3 protein-coding genes and 1 pseudogene are annotated in these 2,914 nt (G+C 61.1%); 1 reads left to right on the top strand and 3 read right to left on the bottom strand.

Features of this window, described 5'->3' with window-relative positions:
* A pseudogene (locus IE00_RS19290) lies at positions 1 to 417 on the bottom strand (IS5 family transposase); the annotation flags it as partial.
* Between the two features lie 249 nt (positions 418 to 666).
* Between IE00_RS19290 and IE00_RS19285 the strand changes: the two are divergent.
* On the top strand, positions 667 to 1,626 hold the full coding sequence (locus tag IE00_RS19285) for an IS110 family transposase (RefSeq protein WP_072298774.1): 960 nt from the start codon (positions 667 to 669) through the stop codon (positions 1,624 to 1,626).
* Here the strand turns inward: IE00_RS19285 and IE00_RS19280 are convergent.
* Both IE00_RS19280 and IE00_RS19275 read right to left on the bottom strand, forming a co-directional pair.
* A complete protein-coding gene (locus IE00_RS19280; RefSeq protein WP_072298773.1) occupies positions 1,571 to 2,107 on the bottom strand; it encodes an HPP family protein in 537 nt (178 codons plus the stop codon). The two genes, IE00_RS19285 and IE00_RS19280, sit on opposite strands and share 56 nt — an antisense overlap.
* 171 nt (positions 2,108 to 2,278) lie before the next feature.
* Positions 2,279 to 2,875 carry an MFS transporter gene (locus IE00_RS19275; protein WP_083554529.1) on the bottom strand — a complete coding sequence of 199 codons (597 nt, stop codon included), beginning with the start codon at positions 2,873 to 2,875 and terminating at the stop codon, positions 2,279 to 2,281.
* Between the last annotated feature and the right edge of the window lie 39 nt (positions 2,876 to 2,914).

The following is a 2,914-nucleotide window of genomic DNA, read 5'->3' as shown; positions in this document are numbered from 1 at the left end:
CGAGCGGTCGTCCCTGGCCGTCGCAAATGGCGTGCAGCTTGGTGTTCATGCCGCCTTTGGTTCGGCCGATCAGGCGACCACGCCCCCCTTTTTAATGGCCATACTGGTCGCTGTGCGATGTGCCTTCAGGTATGTCGCGTCTATCATCACGGTCTTCTCTTCACCGTGTTCGGCAGCAAGTCCGGCCATCATCCGAGCAAAAATGCCCTTCCCGCTCCAACGCCTCCAACGGCTGTAAAGCGTCTTGTGAGGCCCGTAGGCGGTAGGTGCATCACGCCAGCGTAAACCATTGCGGATTATGAAGATAATTCCGCTGAGAACTCGCCTGTCATCAACGCGTGGCTTGCCGTGCGACTTTGGAAAAAAGGGGGCCATGCGTGCCATCTGCGCGGCAGTCAGCCAGAAAAGGTCGCTCATGTCACCGCTCCGTTTCTGGGCCGTGAATCACGTCGCGAAACGGAAATCAATGCATCCTGACCCTTCTGTATCTGTCATCTGCTAAACTGATCCCGTCAGTGTCCCTGGCCAGGGACACTGACGGGGTGGTGCGCGACGTCTGACCCTTGTGGCACGACCACGTTTTCTAGCCTGTCGGCACCGCCTCTCTTCATCGTCTCGAACAGTTGATTGCGGCCTTGCAGGACCGCGCACCAGAAGGAAGAGAGCATGGATAATCTATCACATGGCCGCGTTATCGGCATAGATGTCAGCCGTGATTGGCTCGACCTTCATTGCCTCCCCGATGGACATCGCTTCAGAGTGCCAAACGCTCCGGTGGGTCATGCTGCCGTAGCGGATCTTGCCCGGGACCGGGATGCCATCGTCTGCTTTGAATCGACCGGCGGCCAGGAGTGGCAGCTCTGGGCGCTGTTGGAGACAGAAGGTGTTGCAGCCCGCCAGGTGCCCCCTGCTCAGGTGAAAGCGTTTGCGCAAAGCCGTGGCACACGTGCCAAGACCGACCGGATCGATGCTGAACTCATTGCCCGTTTCTTTGTCTTCCGACCCGAAGCGGGCCGCAGTCTTCCTGCGGAAAAGCTACGCCTTCTCAGGGCCTTGACGTCCAAAAGATCGCAGATGGTCGAAATCCGCAAACGGCTGCTGGCTCAAATCCGCGCGCATCAGAAGCTGGGCACTGCCGCGATGTTCGAGGACGTCGACAGCGAGTTGACGCAACGGATCGACAGCCTGATCAGGGAGTTGGAAGACCGGATCGCCCGGGCAATCGCGAGCGATGATCGCCTTCTGGAGACCGTCGGTGTTCTCCGTTCCATCCCGGGGATCGGCCCGGTTGCCAGCGCAATGCTGATCGCCGAAATGCCCGAGATCGGCACTATCACCGGCGAAGAAGCTGCCGCGCTCACCGGATTGGCCCCGGTCGCGCATGACAGCGGAACCCTTCGCGGGAAACGAGCCATCGCGGGTGGTCGCCGCGCCCTGCGGCACGTCATGTTCCAAGCAGCCTTAGTTGCGGCACATCACAACCCGAGCCTGAGGTTTTTCGCAGATCGCCTTCGCAACGCCGGAAAACCGCACAAGGTCATCATCACCGCCGTCGCCAGAAAGCTGGTCACTATCGCCAACGCCCTGTGCAAAAGCCGTCAGAAATGGATCGCCACGACGACCTGACAGATACAGTTGCTAGGATCGCGGTTCCAAGAGCAACCGGGCTCAAGGCGAACCACAGTCCGCTCTCCTGGGCCAGATCAGGGCTCATGGCCACGGTCATCGCGACTGCGCCACCGGGCGGATGAAGGGCGCGCAGCGCGATCATGATCGCAATGGCGGCACCCACCGCCCCGGGGATCCGCAGGACGGGGTCGGAAAGTGCAGCACAGACGACGATGGCGACAAAGGCAGAAGCCGTGTTTCCGACCACAGCAGACCATGGCTGCGCCAGCGGACTGCTGGGCACTGCAAAGATCAACACGGCGCTGGCCCCGAATGGCGCGATCAGAAAGAGTCCCAGATGGACATCTGCAGACGCAGCCAGGATGAATGCGCCCGCCACGACCAAGCCGATCAATGCCCCCAACCCGGCGCGCACCGCCTCCTTCGGGTTGCCCACGGGTATCGCGGGGCCCAGGGATCGAACTACGCGCCGGATCATGTTGGTCTGCCCTGTTATCGGTTATGTCGGTGCGCCGTGCTTACCCTTTGAGCAGACCTGCTGGCAAGTTGATCACCTGCTGCTCTGCGCATGACCACGGATCCCCGGCAGCGATCAGCCCATGGACGCCGACCTCGTCTTCCCCGTCAGGTCAAGCGACCACGATAGGCTTTACTCGATGTCCGGCAAAAGCGCGGTCAGAAATCCGAGAAACAGCAGCAACGACAGCGCGTTGAACACCTGCTGCATGCCAACCAGATCGGCGATCCCCCCAAGGGCGGCTGCGCCAAGCGCCCCGACCCCGAACGCAAAACCGAAAACGAAGCCGGACACCATGCCGACCTTCTGCGGCATCAGTTCCTGGGCGTAGACCACGATCGCTGAGAATGCCGACGACAGGATCAGGCCGACGAGGATGCTGAGGGCGATCACCCCCCAGAGGTTGACGTGGGGCAGCAGCAGTGCAAACGGAAGCGCCCCGACGATGGACACCCAGATCACCCTCCTCCGGCCGATCCTGTCCCCGATGGGACCACCAAAGAATGTGCCGATGGCCACGGCGCCCAGAAAGACGAACAGGATGGTCTGGGCTTGGCGGATCTCCATCCCGAACCGTTCGATCAGGAAGAAGGTATAGTAGCTTTTAAAGGTCTCTATGTAGACGAACTTGCTCAGCAGCAGGGCGCCGATGACGGCGAATGCCAGGATCAGCTGCGGGCGTGACAGTTGCGGGCCCTCGGTCCGCGGGGTTCCGGCCGACTTCAGCATCCTCTGGTGATTGGCGAACCAGCCTGCGATCCGGATCAG

Origin of the sequence: Paracoccus sp. SM22M-07, assembly GCF_001887735.1 — a bacterium.
GTDB lineage: Bacteria > Pseudomonadota > Alphaproteobacteria > Rhodobacterales > Rhodobacteraceae > Paracoccus.
Note: the sequence above shows the minus strand (reverse complement) of the source record. Positions and strands in the feature narration are given on the sequence as shown.